Source organism: Ferrimonas pelagia (genome assembly GCF_039543565.1).
In the GTDB taxonomy this organism is placed as follows: Bacteria; Pseudomonadota; Gammaproteobacteria; order Enterobacterales; family Shewanellaceae; genus Ferrimonas; species Ferrimonas pelagia.
Genome location: NZ_BAABJZ010000072.1, coordinates 1 through 22505 on the forward strand (window position 1 = coordinate 1; position 22505 = coordinate 22505).

17 protein-coding genes are annotated in these 22505 nt (G+C 56.9%); 11 read left to right on the forward strand and 6 right to left on the reverse strand.

The features are described 5' to 3' along the window. Positions 1–408 precede the first annotated feature (408 nt). From ABEA08_RS11080 to ABEA08_RS11100, 5 genes are all read left to right on the forward strand, one after another. Complete coding sequence (locus tag ABEA08_RS11080) at positions 409–1638, forward strand: PqiA/YebS family transporter subunit (protein ID WP_345335367.1); 1230 nt, start codon at positions 409–411, stop codon at positions 1636–1638. Continuing rightward, a complete protein-coding gene (gene pqiB / locus ABEA08_RS11085) occupies positions 1625–3265 on the forward strand; it encodes an intermembrane transport protein PqiB (protein ID WP_345335368.1) in 1641 nt (546 codons plus the stop codon). Before ABEA08_RS11080 ends, pqiB begins: the two co-directional genes overlap by 14 nt. Then, positions 3262–3825 carry a PqiC family protein gene (locus ABEA08_RS11090; RefSeq protein WP_345335369.1) on the forward strand — a complete coding sequence of 188 codons (564 nt, stop codon included), beginning with the start codon at positions 3262–3264 and terminating at the stop codon, positions 3823–3825. Before pqiB ends, ABEA08_RS11090 begins: the two co-directional genes overlap by 4 nt. A 96-nt stretch (positions 3826–3921) precedes the next feature. Continuing rightward, on the forward strand, positions 3922–5319 hold the full coding sequence (locus ABEA08_RS11095) for a methyl-accepting chemotaxis protein (RefSeq protein ID WP_345335370.1): 1398 nt from the start codon (positions 3922–3924) through the stop codon (positions 5317–5319). Between the two features lie 123 nt (positions 5320–5442). Further along, a complete protein-coding gene (locus tag ABEA08_RS11100; protein WP_345335371.1) occupies positions 5443–6006 on the forward strand; it encodes a NapC/NirT family cytochrome c in 564 nt (187 codons plus the stop codon). Between the two features lie 66 nt (positions 6007–6072). Here the strand turns inward: ABEA08_RS11100 and ABEA08_RS11105 are convergent, their stop codons facing one another. Further along, positions 6073–6912: a 23S rRNA (adenine(2030)-N(6))-methyltransferase RlmJ gene (locus ABEA08_RS11105; protein WP_345335372.1), complete on the reverse strand. Its 840-nt coding sequence runs from the start codon at positions 6910–6912 to the stop codon at positions 6073–6075. Between the two features lie 377 nt (positions 6913–7289). On the opposite strand from ABEA08_RS11105, the gene ABEA08_RS11110 reads away from it, so the two are divergent. Then, on the forward strand, positions 7290–8840 hold the full coding sequence (locus ABEA08_RS11110) for a sulfatase family protein (protein WP_345335373.1): 1551 nt from the start codon (positions 7290–7292) through the stop codon (positions 8838–8840). A 256-nt stretch (positions 8841–9096) separates the two neighbouring features. Here the strand turns inward: ABEA08_RS11110 and ABEA08_RS11115 are convergent, their stop codons facing one another. Both ABEA08_RS11115 and ABEA08_RS11120 read right to left on the reverse strand, forming a co-directional pair. Then, positions 9097–9603 carry a hypothetical protein gene (locus tag ABEA08_RS11115; RefSeq protein ID WP_345335374.1) on the reverse strand — a complete coding sequence of 169 codons (507 nt, stop codon included), beginning with the start codon at positions 9601–9603 and terminating at the stop codon, positions 9097–9099. 185 nt (positions 9604–9788) lie between these two features. Beyond that, positions 9789–10724, reverse strand: coding sequence for a LysR family transcriptional regulator (locus ABEA08_RS11120; RefSeq protein WP_345335376.1), 936 nt, complete (start codon positions 10722–10724; stop codon positions 9789–9791). 208 nt (positions 10725–10932) lie between these two features. On the opposite strand from ABEA08_RS11120, the gene ABEA08_RS11125 reads away from it, so the two are divergent. The 4 genes from ABEA08_RS11125 to ABEA08_RS11140 all read left to right on the forward strand — a co-directional run bounded on the left by ABEA08_RS11125 (position 10933) and on the right by ABEA08_RS11140 (position 16479). Then, positions 10933–11223: a putative quinol monooxygenase gene (locus tag ABEA08_RS11125; RefSeq protein ID WP_345335377.1), complete on the forward strand. Its 291-nt coding sequence runs from the start codon at positions 10933–10935 to the stop codon at positions 11221–11223. 173 nt (positions 11224–11396) lie between these two features. Continuing rightward, entirely contained in the window at positions 11397–12272 is an 876-nt protein-coding gene (locus ABEA08_RS11130; protein WP_345335378.1) for an ABC transporter ATP-binding protein, read from the forward strand. Between the two features lie 9 nt (positions 12273–12281). Beyond that, positions 12282–15839, forward strand: a complete 3558-nt coding sequence (locus ABEA08_RS11135) for an ABC transporter permease/M1 family aminopeptidase (RefSeq protein WP_345335381.1) — start codon at positions 12282–12284, stop codon at positions 15837–15839. A 226-nt stretch (positions 15840–16065) separates the two neighbouring features. Then, complete coding sequence (locus tag ABEA08_RS11140; protein WP_345335382.1) at positions 16066–16479, forward strand: TonB family protein; 414 nt, start codon at positions 16066–16068, stop codon at positions 16477–16479. A gap of 178 nt (positions 16480–16657) precedes the next feature. Here the strand turns inward: ABEA08_RS11140 and ABEA08_RS11145 are convergent, their stop codons facing one another. Then, entirely contained in the window at positions 16658–17476 is an 819-nt protein-coding gene (locus ABEA08_RS11145) for a DUF2059 domain-containing protein (RefSeq protein ID WP_345335383.1), read from the reverse strand. A 279-nt stretch (positions 17477–17755) separates the two neighbouring features. Here ABEA08_RS11145 and pepT point away from each other — a divergent pair, with 279 nt between their 5' ends. Beyond that, the gene (gene pepT, locus ABEA08_RS11150) at positions 17756–18991 is read left to right on the forward strand and encodes a peptidase T (RefSeq protein WP_345335384.1); all 1236 of its coding nucleotides are present in this window, start codon (positions 17756–17758) and stop codon (positions 18989–18991) included. A gap of 275 nt (positions 18992–19266) precedes the next feature. On the opposite strand, the gene ABEA08_RS11155 is transcribed toward pepT, so the two are convergent. Both ABEA08_RS11155 and ABEA08_RS11160 read right to left on the reverse strand, forming a co-directional pair. Further along, positions 19267–20379 carry an HD domain-containing phosphohydrolase gene (locus ABEA08_RS11155; protein ID WP_345335385.1) on the reverse strand — a complete coding sequence of 371 codons (1113 nt, stop codon included), beginning with the start codon at positions 20377–20379 and terminating at the stop codon, positions 19267–19269. Between the two features lie 467 nt (positions 20380–20846). Further along, positions 20847–22361 (reverse strand): M81 family metallopeptidase, encoded by a 1515-nt coding sequence (locus tag ABEA08_RS11160; protein WP_345335386.1) that lies wholly within the window; start codon positions 22359–22361, stop codon positions 20847–20849. Between the last annotated feature and the right edge of the window lie 144 nt (positions 22362–22505).

Here is a 22505-nt window from a genome sequence, read left to right on the forward strand (position 1 = left end):
TATGACCACATTGTCGACCAGGTTGCAGATGCTTGGAACAGCTTTCGAAAAGATGCAGAACAAGTGCGGCATCTTTGCAGCAGGGAATGGGCCAGACTGACCAAATAGATAATGGAATTGGTATAACCCTGCAGCTGTATCTAAACCCTTCCCTGGGTGTGCAACACTCTCCGCAATGCTTGCCCCGGCTTATCGGGCTGGGGCTTTTTTCACCACGCGATCACCACGACGCACGCCGTCGCCTCGCACTGAGGATCTCTCAGGTCCCGACTTTTGACGTCAAACCAAGATCTGCCATGGCAACCCACGCAACTTCGAGCTAAACAACTGCGTCTATTTGACTTTTTGGCCTAAACAACTATCCGTTAGAGCTAACAATTCATTCGCCAGCTCAGGAGAGTTTTCCGCTTGGATCACGCCAATGCCGCCGACAGTGGCTGCTCCGAATGCGACCAAACCTACCTGCTCGGCCCAGCGCGAGCAGGGCAAACCCTGCGTTGTCGCCGCTGTGGCCACCACCTACGCCATGTCCCGCGAGCGCCGGTTCACACCCCGTTGGCACTCAGCTTGGCCGCTTTGGTGTTCCTGCCACTGCTCTTTGCCTTCCCCTTTCTGACCATCGAGCAGCAAGGCTCCCGGCTCTCAATCGATTTTTTTCACACCGCCAGTAGCATGATGGCCGGCAGTTACTATCTGATCGCCGCGCTGGTGATCCTCAGCCTGATGATCTTTCCGCTGATAGATACCCTGCTCTTGGTGCTGCTGTACAGCCAGATCTTGCTGCGACGCCAGGTTGGCAACAACAAGTTTTGGCTCTATCTGCACAGTGAAATGAAAGCCTGGCTGATGGTGGATGTCTTTCTGATCGGGATCCTGGTCGCGTTGGTCAAGATCACCAGCTACGCCGACGTTCGCTTTGGCCCCTCATTCGCCGCCTACTGCGCCTTTGTGATCTTGTACTTAGCGGCGCTGGCCTGCGCTGATCACCACTATCTGCACCAAGCACTGCTCGGCCCCAATCAGAAACTGCTCCTCTCGAACGGCGCGCCCGGGCAACTGTGCCGTCAATGCCATCAACTCAACCATTCAGAGGATCCACGCTGCCGACGTTGTCACCATGCCCTGGATCAACGCGTGCCCGCCAGCATTCAAAAGACCCTGGCCCTATTGGTGGCGGCCGTCGTACTGTATGTGCCCGCCAGTCTCTACCCCATCATGAACACAACACTGCTGGGCAAGACCGATCCCTCAACCATTCTGGGCGGCGTCTTTTTGCTCTGGGATCTAGGATCCTACCCCGTTGCTGTGGTGATCTTCATCGCCAGTGTCCTAGTGCCGGTCGCAAAGATGCTGGCCCTACTTTGGCTCTGCCTGGCGGTCACCTGGGCACCAATGTACTGCAAGCAGGAGCTGACCCGGCTGTATCGATTAACCGAGTTTATCGGCCGCTGGTCGATGATCGACGTCTTTGTGGTGGCGTTACTGGCGGCACTGATCCAGATCCAAGGCCTCGCCAGCATCACCCCGGGGCCCGCCGCTATCGCGTTTTCTGCGGTCGTGATCCTCACCATGCTCTCCGCCCGCAGCTTCGATCCACGCCTGATCTGGGATCAAAAGGAGCACAATGAAACCCGCTAAAGGCCAGCCAACCCGTACCCGATTAGCCACCATCTGGTTGATCCCAATTATCGCCCTGCTCCTAGGGGCATGGATGATCCTGGATTACATGACCTCAAAAGGCCCCTTAATCACCCTGACCATAGAGAACGCCGAGGGCTTGGAAGCCGGAAGCACTCAGATCAAAGCGCAAAGCGTCGAGATAGGTCAGATCATCTCGATCCGACTGAATGCCGATCTACGCAGCGCCGTGGTGCGCGCTCGTATCGACAAAAGCGCCGCCCACGCCCTGGTCGAAGACACCCAGTTATGGGTGGTCAAACCCCGGATCGGCCGCAGCGGCATTTCCGGCCTGGAAACGCTGCTCTCCGGCGCCTACATCGAACTCAAGCCCGGCACCTCCAGCACCGAGCGATACGAGTTCACACTACTCGATGGCGCGCCGATCGCCGGCCCCGACACACAAGGTACCCGTATCACACTGGAGAGCTTCGATAAGCTCTCGGTCGACAACGGCACCAGCATTCGCTACCGCGGCTTCGAGGTCGGCAAAGTCGAAACCGTCCGCTATCTGCCGGAGTTGGACAAGGTTCACTCAACCGCCTTTATCTTTGCCCCCTTCGATGAACTGGTGACCGATCAAACCCGCTTTTGGCAGGTGCCCGGCTTTGAGGTCAATCTCAGTACCGCCGGACTCAATGTCAATGTCGAGTCTCTCGATGCGCTGATCAATGGCAGCATCACCTTTGGCATTCCAACCGGCTGGAGCCGTGGCCTGCCGATCGAGCATGATCACGCGTTTCAGCTCTATGCTGATCAACGCACCATGGCCGATAGCCAGCTCCAACATACGGTGGAATATGTCCTGCTGTTTGATCAATCCATCGGTGGGCTGTTGTCGGGCGCCGCGGTCAATTATCGCGGCATACAGGTCGGAGAGGTGATCAGCGCGCCCTACAAAGCCCTGCAATTTGAAGCCTTGAGCGACTCCGGTGCCATACCCGTGTTGATCCACTTTCAGTTGGATCGCTTTGAGGACGATCTGGACAGCCACTATACCCAGCAGTGGCACAGCAAAGTCGCTCAGTGGATCGACCGAGGCTTACGGGCCCAATTGGAGACCAGCAACCTACTCACCGGCGCGCGCAGCGTCGAGCTGAGTTTTGACGACAAAGGCACCGATATCTCCCGTCAGCTCACTCTGGCAAACCGGTTTGATCTGCAGATAATCCCCACCATCGGCGACGAACTCGGTGCCGTCGCCGGCAACGTCAACAAGGTCTTGGAGAAGATCGCCAACCTGCCGCTCGACCCCCTGCTCCAGAATGCCGATGCACTCTTACTCAGCTTAAATCAAACCGCCCAGCAGCTGACCGAGGCCAGCGACACACTGGACAGTGTCTTAACTCAAGTGGAGCAACAGGCGCTGATCCCCAAGCTTCAGCGCGCTTTGTCCCAACTGGATCAAACCCTTGCTGGCCTCGACACGGGTTCCCCGCTATATCTGCAATTGGAGTACAGCCTGCAACAGCTGCAAGGCATGTTAACCGAGATGGGTCCGCTAATGCAGACGCTCAACCAACAACCCAACGCCCTGATCTTCGGCGCAGAGCAGCAGCCCGATCCCGCCATTGAGGTAACACCATGAAGCGTCTCCTTGCCCTGATCGCCATCACGTTGTTCGGTTGCAGCCAGACCCCCGCGCCCACAGCCAAACACTACTCGCTGGCGGCTCAGCCGTTACCGCTCACTGAGCCCGTCAGTCTCTCGACGGGGACTCTGATCCTCTCCAGTCTGACCATCGACCATCACCTCCAACACAAAGGCCCGGTATTGTTGATGGCCGATGGCCGTTTGCATATCAGTCAGCAGCACCGCTGGGCCGGCGCACTGCCCAATCAACTGCAAAGGCTGACCCAAGAATCGCTGGCCATGCTGTTGCCCCATTGGCAGCAAGTCGGCCGCAAGCACACCCCTGCCCCTGTGGTACTGGAGATCGAGATCAGCCGCTTGTTCGGCGCGCCGGATGGCACCACTCGCTTGTCGGGCCGATACCGGCTCTACAAACAACAGCAGCTGATATTGCAGCGGTCGTTTGCGCTGGAGCAGCAACAAGCCGCATCAGGCTACGCCGCCATGACCGACAGCATGCGAAGCCTTTGGCTGTCCTTGATGACGCAGGTGAGTCAATCGATCATCAAGCCATAATAATGTCGTAATTTCGTCATAAAACTTGAGTTAACGCTTTAATTTAAAATGAGTAAAACCGATAATCTTCAAACAATAAAATCGCTGTCGACGACTATGAAAGAGATCGGATTTCGCTGGATAGATCGCTACCTCATCCACATCACCCTAAAAGAAAAATTCCTACTGCTGCTGCTCTTGCCGGTATTTACCCTACTGCTTAGCGTCAGCATGCTCCTCAACGCCATGGTCGATCAGCGAACGGCCAGCCTGGTGGAGCAACAACAACAGTTGATCCAGGTTATTGACCAACTGCAGCCCGACGAGGCGCAACTGCACAGCCTGATGGCGGACTCACCGTTTCGGTTGGGGCACGGCGAACTGGCTTTGCCCCTCGCCGATGGCCGTACCCTCGCGATCACCCAACTGCCCACGCTCGCCGATGTCACCAGCCTGAAGCGGACGCTGATCGTTATGGCGGTCGGCTCGATCGTGATCGCCACACTCTACGCCATTATGTCGTTTATCGGTGGCGCCATGTTCTCAATAAATCAGGGCCTGCAACGCTTGGCCGACGGCGAGCTCACCAGTCGGCTCAACTACCTGCCGGTTCGCGATGAATTCAGCCAATTGGCCCAAACCGTCGATCGGGTTGCCGAGCAGCAGCACGATCTCGCGCGTCAGGTGGATAGCTCCGCCAACCTAATGGAATCACTCAGCCAAACACTGACCCAACTGGCTCACGAGTCCGATCAGCTGTCTGCCGAGCAGAGTCAGAAACTGGATGAACTGGTCAGCGCCTCAGGACAGATGGAGATCTCCGTACGTGAGGTCGCCGCCCACGCTCAGGACGCGACGCAAAATACCCTGGTCTCGGTTCGGCTGACCGATGAGGGCCAACAACAGTTGCAGCAAACCCAAAGCGGCATCGACTCGCTGCAACAGGAGATCGATCAAACCGCCCGGGTTGCCACTGAGCTGGAACAAAACACCGCGCAGATCCATCAGGTCCTGGCCAGCATCAGCGCGATCTCCGAGCAGACCAACCTGTTGGCGCTCAATGCCGCCATTGAAGCGGCACGCGCCGGTGAGCAGGGCCGCGGTTTTGCCGTGGTGGCCGACGAAGTGCGCACCCTGGCTGGCCGAACCCAAGACGCGACGCAATCGATCCAATCCATGATGGACAACCTGCTCAGCGGCAGCGAGCAGATGTTGAAAGTCATGGAGCACACCGTCGCAGAAGCCGCAGCGAGTCGCACCACGCTGCAGCAGACACAAAACGCCATGAGTGAGATCCGCAGCGGTAGCCAGACCATCGCCCGCCGCAGTGAGGAGATCGCCACCGCCACCGAAGAGCAAAGCGCCGTGGCCAGCACCCTGGTCGGCAATATCGACGCCGTCCGCCAGCAAGCGGAAGCGCTGCATCAGGTGGTGCTCAGCTCATCGAAACAGATCCAGCAGATGGATCAACAAGCCCGGCAACAAAAGGTCCTTTTGGCGCCACTCTCGCTGTAACCTCCTATCAAGGGGTCGCCCCGACCCCTTATCTCCCATCTTTGACGTCTCCCTACCAGCATAACCACGCCGATGCTACTAAGCTGTGCTCAAGCAATTTCGGCATAGTATTGGAGAGACACAATGAACTGGCGAAACTGGTTTAAACCCAGCGTAAAATATTCCATTTTTACCCTGATCGGCGTCGGCGCCACGCTTGGGGTAGTCGGCTATTTCGCCGTGCAACAAACCCTGCATGCCACCAGTACCGATGAGTTCTGCATGACCTGCCACAGCAACCATTCACTGAAAGATGAGGTGCTGGCGTCGGCGCACGGTAATAACCGCGCGGGGATCACCGTCCAATGTCAGCAATGCCACATCGCCCAAGAACCCTTTAACTACCTGATGAAAAAAATCATCGTATCCAAAGATATCTGGGGCTATCTCACCATCGACGGCTTCAACACCCAAGAGTGGCTGGAGGAAAACCGCAAAGAGCAGGCCGATCTGGCCTTGGTTTACCTGAAGAAGATCGACTCATCCACCTGCCGCAATTGCCACAACAATGTCACCCACGACCAGCCCGAAGCCATGAAGAAAATGGCGACCCGAATGCACGACATGAACTACGCCAAAGAGAAGGACGCCCAGCGTACTTGCGTGGATTGCCACAAAGGCGTGGCGCACCCCTACCCCAAAAGCTGATGCGGACAAACACAGCGAAAAAAGGCGCTCAAATGAGCGCCTTTTTAGTCTCCAGCTCTGAGCCGCTTACTCTGGAACCAACCAGTCCACACAGAACCGAGCCTGTGACGATTGAGCCAACTTGGGCGTTAACCAAGGCAACAGTTCATTCATCTGCTGCTCCAACGTCCACGGCGGATTGATCACGATCATGCCAGAGCCGGTCATGCCACGGGCATTACTGTCACCCAGTACGTTCATCTCGATCTTGAGGATCTTCCTAATGCCCGAAGCCTTCAGCTTACGCTCGACATAATCGATGTCTTCGCGATACACCACCGGATACCACAAGGCATAGGTTCCGGTCGCCCAACGCTTGTGCGCTTCAACCACACCTTTGACCAGATCGTCGTACTCCGTCTTCAACTCATAAGGCGGATCGATCAGCACCACACCACGGCGCTCCTGCGGCGGCATGCTGGCCTTTAGGCGCTGATAACCATCTTCTTTGAAGATCTTCACCCGGCGATCCCGAGCAAACTCCTGCTCGAGTCGCGGATGATCGCTCGGGTGCAACTCGGTCAACAGCATGCGATCCTGCTCGCGGATCAAGGCATTGGCCAGCGCCGGACTGCCCGGGTAATAGCGCAGCTCACCATTGGGATTTAATGCCTTCACCGCCTTAAGGTAGGGGTGCAATGCCTCAGGGCAATCCTGCTGCCATAAGCGGCCAATGCCTTCAACGTACTCACCGGTCTTCTCTGCATGGTCATCACGCAGATCGTACCGTCCCGCACCCGAGTGGGTGTCGTGGTATACGAAAGGTTTCTCTTTGCCCTTGAGGGCTTCAAGGATCAGCGCCTGTACTGTGTGTTTCAGTACATCCGCGTGATTGCCGGCATGATAGCTATGGCGGTAGGAAAGCATCGGAGTCCACTCTTAATTCATTCAACCCGTTATTATCGCGCAAGCGTAACCAAAATACCCGGCCGCTCTGTGTGATTTTTCTGGCTGCGAACCCAACCGCTCGAGATCTACCCAGCTAAGATGGACGCCGCGGACTACGACAAGCCGGCACACGCCCTCGCTCATTATCCCAAGGTGATCCACTTCAGTAACTCCGTGTAAAGAATCGCAAGGGTTCAAGTGCCTAACCTATATGGCTTTTATAGTAACTCGTGGGGCAGCTCATGCCGTGCCCAAACCCTTTAAGTCGACTGTCGCGCAGATGATGGAGGTTAATCATCTGGTCAGTGCTCCCACACGTCGCTTTAGAGCCCAATAACAACACCGGAAAGGTACCCATGTTAAAACGTACTTCCCTATTGGTAGCAACGGCCTTAGCCGCAGCCCCGATGGTCCAAGCTGACACCACGCCATTGAACGTCGTATTGATCACCGCGGATGATCTGGGCTATGAAGCCTACAGCCTGTTCGATAACGAGCTGCCCAACCTGACACCGAACATGGACCAATTTGCCGCCGAGGGCGTGCAATTTGAAAATGCCCATGTGAACTACTCCATCTGTCAGCCAAGCCGCGCGGTCATGGCCACCGGCATGTACAACACCACCAGCGGCATGATGGGCTTCATCCACATGAAGGAGAAGAACCCCACCATCATGTCCACCTTGGGCGAGTTGGGTTATCGCACCGGCATTTTGGGCAAGGTTGCCCACTCCTCGCCAGATCTGGATTACCAATGGGATTACGTTTACGACGCCGACGATCTCGCCGCCGGCCGCTCACCCACCCTATATGCACAGCGGACGCTGACCTTCATCGAGCAGGCCAAGGAGAACGATCAGCCGTTCTACCTGATGGTCAACTCGCACGATCCACACCGGGTATTCTACGATCCCGAAGCCAACCGACTGGGCGAAGAAGAAACCCCCTCTCAGCTGTACACCCCAGAACAAGTGACCGTGCCGGACTACCTGCCGGATTATCCAGAAGTGCGGCTGGATCTGTCCCACTACTACAACTCGGTGCGTCGACTGGATGATACCTTTGGCCGCGTCATCGAGGCGTTGGAAGCTTCCGGCCAGCGTGACAACACCCTCGTCATGTTCGTCTCCGACAACGGCTCGCCGTTCCCGTTTGCCAAAGCCAACACCTACTTTGCCAGCACCAAAACCCCGCTGTTGGTTCAATGGCCGGGTGGCGATCTGAAAAATGGCCATGTCGATACCGAGCATCTGGTTTCCATCGTCGATCTGGTGCCGACCATGCTGGACGCTGCGGGCGTCGAGATCGGTGAGCACATCGATGGCAACTCATTCCTACCGCTGCTGCGTGGTGAAACCCAAGACGAGCGCGAGTTTGCCTTCTCCCAGATCGATTACAAGATCGGCGGTCCGGCCACGCCCATGCGCTCGGTCAAGAGCAAGCAGTACGGCTACATCTTCAACCCGTTCGCCGGTTACTCCCAATTCAAAGTGGGCTATGACAAAGCCACCATCGCCATGATGGAAAACTCCGGTGATGAACATCAGATCGCCCGTGCTGAACTGTTCCGCAATCGTGTTCTGGAAGAGTTCTACGACTTTGAGAACGATCCCGGCAACATCAACAACCTGATCGATCACCCGGACTATCAAGAGAAGATCGCCGCCTACCGCGCCGAGTTGGAAGCTTGGATGAAGCAGACCGAAGATCCGGTATTGGAGATCTTCCACAACCGTGACAACCCGGCCAAAGTGACTGAGATGATGAGCAGTCACTACCCGACTCGCGAATCCATGTACCCACAACAGCAGCTGGATAAACACAATGCACGCGTCGCTGCTGCGAAAGCGAAACGCGAAGCCGCACAACAAGCCCGCCGCGAAGCGCAGCGCGCCGCAAAGCAGTAGGTTTAGCCTGAGACGCTAAACCCATTTCAATATAACGCGTGCGCAAAACGCCTCACAATTTCGGCTGTGAGGCGTTTTTATTCGGGGAACTCTAGGTGGAATAATGCATTAAACATCGGCTCCCCGCTGCAACTTCACCATCGGCAGCGCGGCGGTTTCCGTCAGGCTCTTTGCTCCATACTATGCCTAAATGCGCCCTGCCAGCTTGGCTAAAACGCATCAGGGGATGCGATACCGGCTTGGCTGCTAGCTGAGATCAAGCCCCGATCACCACCGCCTGCAGACCAATCGCGATCGCTCGCCCACCGTGGATTTCCACATACGCGTTTGCCTCAGTCAGCGTTGAGAACCATAGGTTGAGAGAACCGGTTTGACGCAGTGCGATGGCGTAATGCGCCAACTCATCGCTGTTCGCTCTCGCTAGCGCCCGACGGTAAGCCGCCCAGTCTGAAAAGCCCGCCTCCCGCGCCAGCAGTTGCAACAAATGTTTGCGCTGAACCAGGTTGCCTTTACGCAGCTCGACCAAGGAGATATCACGCAAGATCTCGCTAGCCAGCAGGCGCCGAAGAACAGGTAAAGAGCGTGCAAGAGATCCCGAAGTGGCTGCACGGTGCAATCGCTTCGCTTCCCGGCGCAACATGGCAATGATGCTGCAGCCCTGCTGCTCTGAGCCACTGTCAGAGGACTTCGATTGAGCCGACGAGTAGGACTCAGAAAAAGGATAGGCAGGCTGTTCGCCCTGAATAGATCGAGAGTGGTGCATATCTTCTCCAAAATTCCGACCGACTCGCTCTGGGCCTGAGAGGATATGCAAGCAAACGCTTGCGGACGATTTGAAAGGTTGGTGCTGACACTTTTGCGAGGTAGGCGCCCAACTGCGCCCGCGACAGTGTACGACACAAAGGCCGCACCGTTCAATGTGCTGTCGCCGAAAATCAAACAGGGGTTTTAGCAAAACTGAGGCGGTGCCAACAACCCTTGTTCACGCAACTGTGTCAGTACGACCTGAGTCTTTTCCGTGAGCAGCTGCCGCAGCAACCGCGCCGCCGGCGAGATGGATTGGCGGCTGGGGAAGATCAACCACAACTCGGTAGGCGTCGGATCATAGCCGCGCAGCAGCGGTTTGACCCGGCCATTAAGCAAATCCTCCGCCATATCCAGACAGGATTTGACCGCCACGCCCCGGCCCGCGACACACCAACGTCGAACCAGATCGCCGTCATTCGCCGCCCAGTGCTGCGTAATCCGCACCTTGCAGTCGCCGCTGGCATGACGAAAATGCCAGACATCGTGCAGCACATCGTACAGCTGGTAAAGCAAGCCAATGTGGTCAACCAACTGCGCCGGCGTGGTCGGGGTGCCCTGCTCGGCCAGATAGTCTGGGCTGGCACACACCACTCTGGGCACATCGCAGATCTTAAAGCCATAGAGCCCCGCGTCTTTCGGAGCGCCATAGCGCAGCGCCACATCCACCGGATCGCGATAAAAATCCACGTTGCTGTCGGTGATGTTCAGCCGCAGGCGAAGATCCGGGTAGGTTCGAGTAAATTCATCGAGCCAGGGCAACACGCGGTTGCGCCCCAGATCCGACGACAGGCCCAGCCGCAGCACGCCCTCTACGCTGCTCGCGTCTTCTTGCAGATTCAACTGGGCCTGCGTCAACAGCGCCAGCGCTTCCTCACACTTGGGCAGAAATTTTTCCCCGGCAGCAGAGAGTCTGAGCTGACGCGTGGTGCGGGTAAACAGCTGCGCCCCTAACTGCGTCTCAACCCGCTTCAAGGCGGCACTGGCGGTCGCGGTGCGCATATCCAACTCCACCGCCGCGGCCGTAATGCTGCGCAGTTGAGCAATTTTCAGTACCAACTGTAGATCTGCGATCTGCATCGTACAGCCTTCCTCTATTTGGCAACGGTACGTCCTCCCTCGACTATCCGCTGCTAACCCTGCATCGCCGCGGATAACGTTGCTCACAGAAGGAAACGCATCATTTTCTAAAATATATAGACAATGATTCAAAGATTGCCCTGTTACCGGCGTAGTCATTACCGGCTAATCTTCGTTCCGTATCCAAAACCCCATGACGGAGTACCCCATGACAAAGCTCACCATCGTTGCCAACATCGTTGCCAAAGACGACCAGATCGAATTGGTAAAAACCGAACTGCTTAAACTGATTGAGATCACCCGCGCCGAACAGGGCTGCATCAATTACGATCTGCATCAGGACAACGCCAACCCGGCCCATTTCCTGTTCTTCGAGAACTGGACCTCCCGCGAGCTGTGGCAAACCCACATGGGCAACACCCATCTGGCCCAGTACATGGCCGCCACCGAAGGCGCTGTGGAAAGCTTTACCCTCAATGAAATGACCCACATCGCCTAACGTATTTTGCCGCCCCCATGCCGGACAGTGCTGACCGTCATTGGGGGCAACCGCAAAGAAAACCTGCCGTATCGCTGAATATTTACACCCGCTAACACTCTCCAGCGGTTCCCCTACCGACTTCACCACCACATTGCGGTAACATAATGAAAAATCACAAGGAACTGTGCGCTATGTTATCGATAAAGGATCTGTCCAAAACCTACGCCAATGGCGTCAAAGCCCTCGACCAAGTCAATCTTGAGATCCCCGCGGGCATGTTCGGTCTGCTAGGGCCCAACGGCGCCGGTAAGTCTTCACTGATGCGCACCATCGCCACGCTGCAGCAAGCCGACACGGGCAGCATCCAGTTCGATGGCATCGACGTCTTCAACGATCCACAAGCCCTGCGCCAACAACTGGGGTATTTGCCACAAGACTTTAACGTTTACCCGCGGATCAGCGCCACGCGCCTGCTGGATCACCTCGCCGTCCTCAAAGGCTTTAACCACAAGAAAGAGCGCAAAGAGGTGGTCGACGGCCTGTTGGCCCACGTCAACCTGTTCCTGCACAAGGACAAAGCCGTATCCGGTTTCTCCGGCGGCATGCGTCAGCGCTTCGGCATTGCCCAGGCGCTGCTGGGCGATCCCAAACTGCTGATCGTCGATGAGCCCACCGCCGGGCTGGATCCGGAAGAGCGCAACCGTTTCCACAATCTGCTGGTCAGTCTGGGCGAAGAGCGGGTGGTGATCCTTTCGACCCACATCGTCGATGACGTATCCGAGCTGTGTCCGCAAATGGCAGTGCTGGCGGAAGGGCAAATTCTGCTGCAGGGCAATCCGCTGACCTTGGTGGACAAACTGGCGGGGCAGATCTGGCGCAAAACCGTGTCCCGCGCCGAGGGCGCCGAGCTGGAGCAAGCCCTGCCGGTGATCTCCAAACGCCTGCTCGCCGGCCAAACCATCCTGCACGTCCTGGCCGATCAGGCGCCGGAAGGGTTCACCGCCTCTGATGCCAATCTGGAAGATCTCTACTTCTCCACCCTGCACCGTCAGCGCAGCGCCGCTTAAGGGACCAAGATGCTCAGCAAGATGATCGCCTTTGAATGGCGCTACTTCACCCGCCAGCCCTCGTTTTACATCACCTATTTGATGTTCTTCCTGCTGGCTTTTTTCGCCTTGGCCTCGGACAACGTTCAGATCGGTGCCGGCGGCAATATCCACGGCAACAGCCCCTATGCCATTGCCCAGATCCTCTCCACTTTAGGGATCTTCGCCATGTTTGTGGTGGTCAACTTTGTTGGCACCACCGCCACCCGCAACCATGCCCATCAAATGGAAGAGCTGCTCTACACCAAGCCGCTCATTCCCTGGCAGTACCAACTGGGCCGGTTCCTCGGCAGCTATCTGGTGGTGCTGGTGGTGCTCTCCTCCATCCCGCTGGGCATTCTCATCGGCTCTGCCATGCCCTGGCTCGACCCCGAGCGGCTCGGCTCGACCGTATTCAGCCACTATGTCACCAGCTTTGCCGTATTGACCCTTCCCACCGCCTTTGTGCTCTCGGCGCTGTTCTTCACCATGGCGGTGCGGTTTCGCTCAATGATGGCGCTGTACCTTATCGCCGTCGCCCTGTTGGTGCTCTATATGACCACCGGCGATCTGGCCAGTCAGCCACAATACCGAACCCTCGCCGCCCTGATCGATCCCTTCGGGCACCGCGCGCTGGGCGATGTCACCCGCTATTGGACCAGCGCCGACAAGAACACCCTGCAAGTGGGATTTGAAGGGCTGCTGGCCTACAACCGCCTGCTCTGGCTGGCACTCAGCACCTTGGTGTTACTGGCGTTTGCCAGTGTGTTCCGGGCGCCAGCGCTCCTAAGCCGCAAAGCCCGTGGCAAAGTCGCCAAAGTCATCGATGTGCCCGAGTTCAGTCTGAGTCAGTTGCAGCCCGCCGCCGGTCAACCCAGTACCGCGCGCCAGCTCTGGCTACGGACCCGATTTGAGATCAGTCAGGTGGTCAAAACCCCGGGCTTCATCGTCCTTTCACTGCTGACCGTTGCCTTGCTGATCATGCCGTTGCTGGATCCCCGCGGGATCTACGGCGCCGCCAATTTGCCCCTGACCCAAAGCATGATCGACAACATCTTCGGCGGCACCGGGGTGATGATGATCATCATCGTCAGCTACTATGTCGCCGAGATCGTCTGGCGCGAGCGCAACGGCGGCATGGGCGACATCATCGACAGCCTGCCGGTCGCCAACTTTGTGTTCTGGAGTGCCAAGGTACTGGCCGTCTCTTTGCTGGTGGCCCTGCTGTTTGTGGTGGGAAGTCTCACCACCCTGATCTACCAACTGCTGTCCGGCTTTGATCAGCTCGAGCTAAGCCAATACGCCATCCGCCTGGCCTACTTTGCCTGGCTGCCGGTGGTGTACTCAGCGATCCTCGCCTTCTTCCTGCAAGCCATCAGCCCCAACAAGTTTGTCGGTTTGGGTCTGTTTGTGCTCTATTTCATCACCACCTTCGTGCTCGCCTCCTGGGGCTTTGAACACTCACTCTGGCACTTCAGTGAATCGCCCTTTGTCGCCTACTCCGACATGAACGGCTACGGCTGGTCGCTGCAGGCGCACAGCTGGTACATGGCCTACTGGGGCGGCTTGAGCCTCGTGCTGTTTGCCCTCGGGTTTGGCCTATATCAGCGCGGCCCGATGCAACCGCTGAAGCAGCGCATCGCCCAACTGGGCTACCAACTCGGCGGCGTCGGCAAAGGTGCCATCGCCGTTGGCCTAGCGTTGTTTATCGGCTGTGGCAGCTACATTGGCTATCAAACCATGGGCGTCCATGATTACGTCAATTCCGATCAGAGAAAGGACCTACAACAGCGCTATGAAGAGGCCTATCGGCAGTTCGAAGACGCGCCCATTCTGACCATCGATTCAGTCAAACTGGACGCAGCGATCTACCCCAGTCAGCGCATGATCGTCGCCAGCGCGGAGTTTAGCGCCCATAATCCGGGCAACGAGCCGGTGGAAAAACTGTTGGTGCAACTGCCACAGTTCAGCCCCAAAGCTGAAGTGTTGATGGACGGCGCCACGCTGATCATGGACGATCCGCAGCTCAACACCGCCTGGCTGACGTTTGATGTTCCGGTCCAGCCCGGCGAGCGCCGCGAGGGTCGCTTCGAGGTGATCCGCCACAGCCAGGGCCTGCGTCAGGGCGATCAAGACGTGGCCTTGGTGCAAAACGGCACCTTCATCAATAACGCAGATCTGTTCCCGCTGTTTGGTTACCTGTCCCATCAGGAGCTGACCGACAAGCACGAACGGCGCAAACGCGAGATGAGTGACACCCGCCGCGCCCACCCACTGGAAGACAACCATCGTTACACGGAAAGCTTCCTTGGCCGCGGGGTGGAGTTCATCGACTTCGAGGCAAGGTTGTCGACCGAGGCGGATCAAATCGCCATCGCACCGGGCTATCTGGAGAAACAATGGGTCGAGGGCGATCGCGCCCATTTCCACTACAAGATGGATCAGCCCATGTTCCACTTCTACTCCATCCAGTCGGCGCGCTACGCGGTGGAGAAGGAGATCCATAACGGGGTGAGCTATGAGGTGTACTACCACCCAGCCCATCACTGGAACGTCGCGCGCATGCTCGAAGCCGCCAAGGATTCGGTCGCGCTATTCTCTAAGGAATTTGGCCCCTACCAGCACAAGCAACTGCGGATCATCGAATTCCCCGGCTACCGTTCCTTTGCCCAGAGCTTCGCCAATACCGTGCCCTACTCGGAGAAGATCGGCTTTATTTCCGACTTAAGCGACCCTGATAAAATTGATCCGGTCTACTACGTCACCGCCCACGAAGTGGCGCACCAATGGTGGGGCCATCAGGCCGGGGCGGCCAACGTGCAAGGCAGTGCGGTGATCTCCGAATCCCTGTCGCAATACGCCGCCCTGTTGGTAATGGAGCAGAAATACGGCGCGCAGCGGCTGCGCAGCTTCCTCAAGTACGAGCTGGATGAATACCTGCAAAGCCGGGGTCATGAAGCGCTGGAGGAGATGCCACTGATGCGGGCCGAGAGCCAATCCTATATTCACTACCAGAAGGGCTCTTTGGTGATGATGGCGCTCAAGGATCAGATCGGTGCCGAGCGGCTTAACGCCAACCTTGCCGCCTTCCTGCAGCGTTACCATTTCCGCAACGATCCCTACCCCACCACGCTCGATCTCATGGCCTACCTCAAGCAGGATATAAGCGCCGACGAGCAGCGCTTTGTCGACGACCAATTCAGTAAGATCAGCCTGTACGATCTGCGCGCAAAAACCGCGCAAGTCGAGCAGCAGCCGGATGGTCAATTCAAGGTGACACTGACCGTGTTGGCCAGCCAGTTCGAAGCGGACGGTCAGGGCGTGGAAACCGAACTGCCGTTGGCCCAGTCCATCGATATCGGCTTGTTCAGCGCCGATCCCGACAAACTCAGCGACGCTGCCGAGCCCTTATATCTGCAAAAGCATCAACTGGTGTCCGGCGAAAACACCATCGAACTGTTGGTGCCAGAGAAGCCCGCTTTCGCTGGGGTGGATCCCCTGGTGCGGCTGATCGATCGCGACGCCGCGGATAACGTCATCAAGCTGTAAGCGCAGCGGCCTACCTGCGCGCCCTTCTCCCAGCTGTGTCATCGCTGGGGGAAGGGCCCCCTTCGGCTGGGTTCCGCCGGCGTGTGGTGCCTCGCCACCCTGAACATTCGTCATTGCAAACCAAGCATTGAAGCGCATCAAAACTCTATCGCTAACCGGTTGACGCGACCTTGTCGTTCAGACAACGTGTGTCGCGATCGTTCATCGCAATAAGGAAGCGAAGAGAGTGAAACGAAAACGGATCATCCCATTGTTATCCGCGCTATTGACCGCCTGTGCCAGCACCACCACGGTGGATTACGCACAGCTCGATCTCCTCGATCTGCGTAACCAGTCGGAACAACTAGAGCAATACTGGTCACCGCGCGCTCCTCACGCCCCGCAGTATCCGACCGAAGCGGCCAGAGCAAGGCAAGAGGGCTGCGTCGAGCTGTACTTTGTGATCGATGAGCAGGGCAAGACCCGGGATATTTCCGTCAGTGATGCGTCCAGCCGCCGCTTTATCAACAGCGCCATTGAAGCTGTAACCCAAGGCGGTTGGCAAGCGGCACCGGCCAACACCAAGCATCAACCGGTGATCGCCAGCCTCAAGCTCTACTTTATGCTTGATCCCGACTCGAGCATCGACTGCGGCGCCTGAACGCCCGGATAGACATCAAGCGGCGTTGCCCGCTGGCGGCAGCGGCTCAAACGAAACCGTGTCGATGTCGTGACCAACAACCAACCGCGGCATGCCAGCGGTTGGTTATTTCAAGGTGCCGGCATTGGATCGGTCGCTAACGGCAAAAAAACATGTCGTGCCGCTGTCTCAATACAGCTTAGGGCTGCGCCTGAAGATCCTGCGCCAGATCCAACGCCAATTGTTGCCCCCACTGCATCAACATCTCAGCAACGGCGCCTTTCGCAACCCCAACCTCATGCTGACCCAGCTCGCTCCGATAAAACTGGGTGTACTCGCTCAGATCCTGGTCCGAAATGTCCCGATACAGATAATAAGAGGTTAAGTACATCTGCTGCTCCATCATCGGCCGGAGCTGCGTCCGCATCATCTCTCGCATCTCAGCCAGATCCGGCCCCACCTCGGCCTCAGGCTCCATATAATTTTGCATGTTGGTGATCATCACAGCAACCAGATCAGCCGTCAGCTCGACCAGATAATCAACCATCTCAGTGGCCTCAATGTAATCATGGATCACCTGAGTGCGCTGCTGGTGGGGTGGGTTTTCCTGCAAGTCAGCTAAGAAACGCAACAAACCGGCTTCGAAGCCCGGTTGACTTGCCGCCAACTCAGCCTCGGTAATACGGCGGTTCTGCGGCAACTCTCGAAAGGCAATCAACTGCTGCAGTTGCAGATCGGTCAGATCTGCACGGTAATGGCCAATAAATACCTGACGTAAATGATCAGAGTGCCAAGATCCCTTCACTATAGGCTCAATACGGTCAAGCAGCGAACGATCCGGATTGGTCAAAGCCTGTTGCGCCAGCATGGCATCGATCTGCTGCGGCATACTGTCAATGACCTGATCTGCCCCAACCAAGGCGTTGTAACGCTGCCATAGCTGCTCTGACGTGTCGGCATGGCAGACACTGGACAACAGCAAAGCAACCCCAACTAAAACGCGATTAAACAATCCCATCAAAAATCCTTTTATTTGTTTTAAACTGCAGCGTCAGACTAACCCCATTTCTACGGCCCGCAGACGGAATTGATGCCAAGGTGTGACATGGGTTAGAACCGACTTTTCTTCATGATCTCGCGCCGGCCAAATCGCCCTGCTCCGCCCTTGCCCAAGTGATGACGCCCCGCGCCCCATCGCTAAGAGGTGATCCAGCTCACGTCTCGATTTAACCCCGCCAAGGCATAATGAACGCCACCTTACCGCCGCCCCAAGGGCCACCAGCCAACAGAGAGTTCTATGGATCAGCTACTCACCCGTTTCCTCCACTACGTCACCTTCGACACCCAGTCCGATGGCAAAAGCGAGACCATCCCAAGCACACCGGGCCAGTCAGTACTGGCCAAAGCCCTGTTTGATGAGCTCACCACGCTGGGACTGTGTGACGTATCGCTAGATGACAAGGGCTATGTCATGGCCAAGCTACCCAGCAACCTGCCCAACGAGGCCCAGGTTCCCGCCATTGGCTTTGTCGCCCATATGGACACCGCGCCCGATGCCTCCGGCCGCGACGTCAAACCGCAGATCATCCGAGACTATGACGGCGGCGTGATCCCCTTAGGCGAGGCCAGTGAGCGGCTCGATCCAAACCAATATCCGGCGCTGGCTAGCCTCAAGGGACAGACGCTGATCACCACCGATGGGTCAACCTTGCTTGGTGCGGACAATAAAGCCGGGATCGCCGAGATCATCACTGCCATGGCCTATCTCAAAGCCCATCCGGAGATCCCCCACGGCGAGATCTGCATCGGCTTCACCCCGGACGAGGAGATCGGCCGCGGTGCGGATCACTTCGACGTCGCTCAATTTGGCGCGCAGTGGGCCTACACCATCGATGGTGGCCCCGTCGGCGAGCTGGAGTATGAGAATTTCAACGCCGCCAGCGCCACCATAACCCTTACAGGCAACTCAGTGCATCCGGGCACCGCTAAGGGCAAACTGGTCAACGCCCTGACCTTGGCGACCCAGTTTCACGCCCAGATCCCCGCCAGTGAAACCCCGGAGCACACCGAAGGCTATGAGGGGTTCTATCACCTCGTCTCTATCGAGGGCGGCACCGCCGAAGCCAAAATGCACTACATCGTGCGTGATTTCTGCCTCGATTCACTGGCCCGGCGCCAAGCCTTCCTGCAGGCACAGGCGAATGCCTTTAGCGCTGCGGGCAGCCCCTGCCAGCTGGATTGGCAAGACGCCTACCGCAACATGAAGTCGATGGTCGAGCCGCATCCGCACATCATCGAGCTGGCCAAACAAGCCATGCTCGACTGCGATGTCACGCCCGAGATCAAACCCATCCGCGGCGGTACCGATGGCGCGGTCCTCTCCTTCAAAGGGCTGCCCTGCCCCAATATCTTCACCGGTGGTTACAACTTCCACGGCAAGCACGAGTTCATCACTCTGGAGGGGATGGAGAAAGCGGTCGAGGTGATCGTCCGCCTGTGTCAGCTCAATGCCGAATCATGGTCGAACCACTGACATTACGCGTCACGCCGTGGCCTGAGCCACTTCGCCAAATGGCAAAACTGAGCTAGCGCGCTCTCTGAGTCAGGCTCAGTGGTGCGCGATGCGACCGGCTCGCATGCATTGCCGTCACGCTCAGGCTCTCGCGCTCACGCAGCGCAAGCTCGCGCCCAACCCAGCGACGCCGAAGCCCCCGACACAAACAAACAAGCGAGCCAATAACGGCTCGCTCATTTAACCATCGTTAATACCGCCACGATCGTCCGCCCGGATAAGCGCGATCCGCCACCTCAGTCCGGCAAAGACTGGCGGACCACCTCGATCTCATCGATCTGTCGCCGCAGCGACGCCACGCAATCCCCATCGATCTTACCGTCATCGACCAGACGATCGAGTTCAAGCAGCGCATCCGTGACCGACCACGCCGATTTGTAAGGCCGAATGCTGGTGAGCGCATCGAAGATATCGGCCACGGTGACGATGCGAGCCGCAATAGGGATCTGCGCGCCCTGTAAACCCAGCGGATACCCTGTGCCATCGAGCATCTCATGATGCGCCGCGATAATATCCAACAGCACCGACAAGCCGGGCAACTGAGCAGCATAATGCTTGGTCAACAAACTCTCCATGCAGGCCACCCCCAACTGCACATGGCTTTGCATGATCTCCCGCTCCTCCAGGGTCAGTTTGCCGGGTTTCAGCAAGATCTCGTCAGCGATGCCCACCTTGCCGATGTCATGCAGCGGCGCAAACTGAGCGATCTGATTGATCTGCTCATCACTCAGCCCATGCATGTCAGACAGATCCCGGGCGATCAAATAGCTGTATCGGCTCATGCGCTTCAGGTGAGCACCGGTTTCCGCGTCCCGCAATCGGGTGATCTCCGATGAAACATCGCAATAGCCCCGTACCACATTGAGCAGCGCCACCTCGGCAATGCACTTGGCCTTAATGGCTTCCACATGCCACTTAAGCCGCTCCAACATCGACGGCTGAAACACATCACTTTGACCGGCATTGAAGAAGACAAAAGCACAAAACTTGCCAAACGCATACAAGGGAACCGTTAGCGAAGAGCGGTAGCCCTGCTGACGCAGCCAGTTCGAGTGGGGTTTTTCATGATCCAGCGGATACGCCAGATAATCGTTGATGGTACGGCACTCGCCGGTCGATGCACACTCAGCCAGACTGCTCTGCGGGCGCAGCGGGGCCTGATAGCGGCGCAACGGCGTTCCTTGGTAAGTATAATCCGCCACGGTCGACAGCTGATCACGCTCCTGATCATACTTCACCAGCGAGATCCGACTCAGACTCGGCAGCTCCAACCGCAAAGCCTCAAATACACTCTTGAGCAGCCTGTCATAGCTGACAAATTCCGCTTCCAAATTATTATAGTGCGCCACGATCCACTTCCTTATGTCTCATCCAGCACCCAGCCACGCATCGTTCCTTTCGATTTATCCGAGTGTTCACATGCCAGAATACGGAAGCATCGCCCTAACACAAGACCACATTATCAGTATGGTTAATGATCGCACGAAAGCGTAACCAACTCACAGTTCGCGCTCAACGATTGAATTGTCATGAACGGATCCACTAACCCGGCGTAATACCTAAGCGGGACACAGTGAGAAGACGATATGGCTTTTCAACCAACGTCGAGACGAAGCTGACTCAGAGCTCATTGATGAAAGGTAAACAAAGCGGGGAGAGCCAGCGCAACCGTCGCCTAGCACGGCTGACCAAGACCCGTCACACAGGCAGATGATGGGACAAGGCAGGCGCTGGCGCCTTTGCCTCATCACCGGAGGCAATGGAAAGGAAATACGCAGCCACAGGATCGTGGCTGCGGACAAGCGTTGGTCAACGCTTAGTGAGCGCTCAACTTAGTCACCTCAAATCGAGCATCCTCGTCCAATGGGAACATAGGGCGATCGACATGGACAAACGGCAAAACTTGGAAATTCGGATTGACCGGCCCAGGACCACAGACCCACATCATCTCTTTGGCCATCGGCCCGTAAGCCGCCTTGTAATGCTGACGAGATTTGATCAGAGTATATTTCTTCTTGGCTGGATCAACTCCAACGTGGCGGAACACGCCTGGCTCGATCCCCTCCATTCTCTGCTCGGTCACAAAGATATCCACACTGCCGATGGAAAGAACGGCGGAGCGTCCAATGCCGAACTGCATGCCGGTAGCCATCGGCCCAACCAAAGTGATCGGCGCTTCGGTCACCGCGGTCACGACACCCGTTAGTTTCAGAGGATCCGTCTTGTAGTTCATCAGCGGTACATCCTGGCGCCCACCGACCTCGACAGTAACCTCACTGCCAACCCCAGCTTCAAACAGGATCTTCGAGGAGATCGGACAATGGAACGGACCAGCAATCAGATCTTCAAAACCCATCTCCAAAACCGTTTTCAATACGGTCATGTCTGATGCTAACCCTCCGGAGGTCATATTATCACCGCAGTCAGCTAAGATAATTGGCCCTTCAGACAATGATTTCGCATACGCAAGTGTTTCTTCGATGGGCGCAGCTTTGTAGATTAGATCTTCGCGATGCTCCCAACCCAATCCGAGTAACCGCTCTGCAGCCGCGATCCCTTTATCCGGACGATTGTTGGTCACCATAACCGCCGTCATCCCGCCAGGGCCAACATCCGTAAATGGATGGCCGCCAGACAACCCCGCAACCAAAATATCCTCATCTTCGGCTTCGATCTGCTTGAGCTCGTCAAGGATGGACTTCATCGGCTGGTCATTGTTGCCCATGCATTCGAGGCTCCCCATCAGCGGGATCCGTCTGGCCACCATAACAGGCTCGACCTCGCCATTCATGGACTTCAATAACATCTCACCCGCGCGCTGCGCCGTCTCATACATATCAATATGCGGCGTCGTCCGGTAGATGGAGATAACCGTCGAGTTATCCACAATAGCGTCCGTCATGGTGCAATGGAAATCCAATGCCACCGCGATGGGCATATCCGGAGCAACCGCACGGATCCGCTTCAGCAACTCCCCTTCGGCATCCGGGTAGCTTTGGGCCGCCATCGAGCCGTGCAGATCCAACATCACCGCATCACACCCCTCCTTCACGGCAGCAACGATCTTGTCGCACATGTAGTCAAACGCAGCGTCTTCCGCACTGCCTAAAGGAATGGCGAACGCTGACAGCGGCACCGTGTACTCCGCTCCAATGCGTTCGGCAATATCGATATAAGCAGCCACGCCTCCATTGACGGCACGAGAGACGGCGAGTGCCTCTGCATCTTCGAACGGCCCCCGATCGCCTTTTGGATTAAAGTCCGTCAGTTTCGATGGCTCGGGAAGAAAGGTATGTGTTTCCTGATTCATGTGCGCAAAAACAAACTTCATGCAAACTCCTGTACAATTCAACGTTGGCTCGATCGAAGACGCAGCGGCTCAAAGCGAGCACCGTTATCAGCTACGACTGCGATAAAACCCCTATGGTCGTTCTAAGGTTCGCCCTAGATGTAACGCGGCAAAGGCGCCGTGCGA